The sequence below is a fragment of the Streptomyces sp. NPDC026672 genome (assembly GCF_040638185.1).
Classification (GTDB): Bacteria; Actinomycetota; Actinomycetes; order Streptomycetales; family Streptomycetaceae; genus Streptomyces.
The window spans coordinates 1-1,249 of record NZ_JBEZXS010000113.1 but is presented as its reverse complement, the minus strand read 5'-3'; the positions used below and the strand labels follow the sequence as shown (position 1 = coordinate 1,249).

At 72.9% G+C, this 1,249-nt stretch carries 1 protein-coding gene; it reads left to right on the top strand.

Annotation, left to right across the window (positions count from 1 at the left end; translation table 11 throughout):
- The first annotated feature begins 545 nt into the window (after positions 1-545).
- Positions 546-1,160, top strand: coding sequence for a TetR/AcrR family transcriptional regulator (locus AB0F77_RS43015; protein ID WP_361960242.1), 615 nt, complete (start codon positions 546-548; stop codon positions 1,158-1,160).
- The last annotated feature ends 89 nt before the right edge of the window (positions 1,161-1,249 follow it).

Genomic DNA, 1,249 nt, shown 5'->3' with positions numbered 1-1,249 from the left:
CCGCGGCGTCTGGTGCGTGCAATCGCAAGGCGGAGGATCGCCCTCGTACTGGATGTACTTGGGCGTTCCGACAACGCAGCGAGTGTGCGTGCCAGACGCCGCGGGCCAGGCGGGACTTTCGAAACACGCCCTAGGGGGCCACGCTGAGCGGGACGGCGCCTTGGGCGGGACGGATTCGCGGGGGCGGGCGGGTCCGGGGGCGCCAGACGTACGGCGCGGGCGGGTCCGGGGGCGCCAGATGTGTGGCGCGGGCGGGTCTGCGGGGCGGCCGAACTTGTGGGGTCGAGTGATCCGTGGGCAGACCGGATCCGTGGGCCGGCTGATCTGAGGGGCGGGTGGATCTGCGCGTCGGGCGGAGCCGTGGGCCGGCTGGATGTGTGGCCGCCGATCCGAGGAGCGGGCGTCCTGCGGACCGGGCGGGGCGTGGATCCGAGGGGCGGGCGGATCCACGTGTCGGACGGAGGCGCGGACGGGCGGTCGGCCCGGTGAGGCGGGTGGTTCGGTGGGTGGGACGGGGCGTCCAGGGCCCCTGATAGCTTCGGCCCATGGTCAAGAAGTCCGTCCCCGACGCCGCCCGGCGCAGCGAGAAGTCCCGGCGTGCGATCCACGACGCCGCGCTCACCCTCGTCGCCGAGGTCGGGTACCCGAGGACCACCGTCGAGGGGATCGCCGCACGGGCCGGGGTCGGCAAGCAGACCATCTACCGCTGGTGGGGCTCCAAGGCCGACGTCCTCCTCGAAGCCTTCCTCGACCTCGGCGAACGGGCCGCCCGCGACCTCGGGCAGGAGCCCTACCGCATCCCGGACACCGGTGACCTCGCCGCCGACCTCAAGGCCGTGCTGCGGGCCACCGTCGACGAACTGCTCGACCCCCGCTTCGAGGCGCCCTCGCGCGCGCTGGCCGCCGAGGGCGTCGTCAACGAGCAGCTCGGCAGGGAGTTCGTCGGCAAGCTCCTCGAACCCCAGCTGCGGCTGTACGTCGACCGGTTGCGCGCCGCGCAGCAGGCCGGGCAGGTCCGTCCCGAGGTGGACCCGCGCATCGCCCTCGAACTGTTCGTCTCACCGCTCGCCCAGCGCTGGCTCCAGCACACGGGCCCCATCTCGTACGCCTACACCGACACCCTGGTCGACTACGCCCTCCACGGCCTCACACCCCGCTAGGGCGTGTTTCGAAAGTCCCGCCTGGCCCGCGACGCCTGGCACGCACACTCGCTGCGTTGTCGGAACGCCCGAGTACATCCAGTACGAGG

Coding starts and splice junctions, on each gene's coding strand:
- AB0F77_RS43015 (WP_361960242.1), top strand. CDS start 546: ATGGTCAAGAAGTCCGTCCCCGACGCCGCCCGGCGCAGCGAGAAGTCC.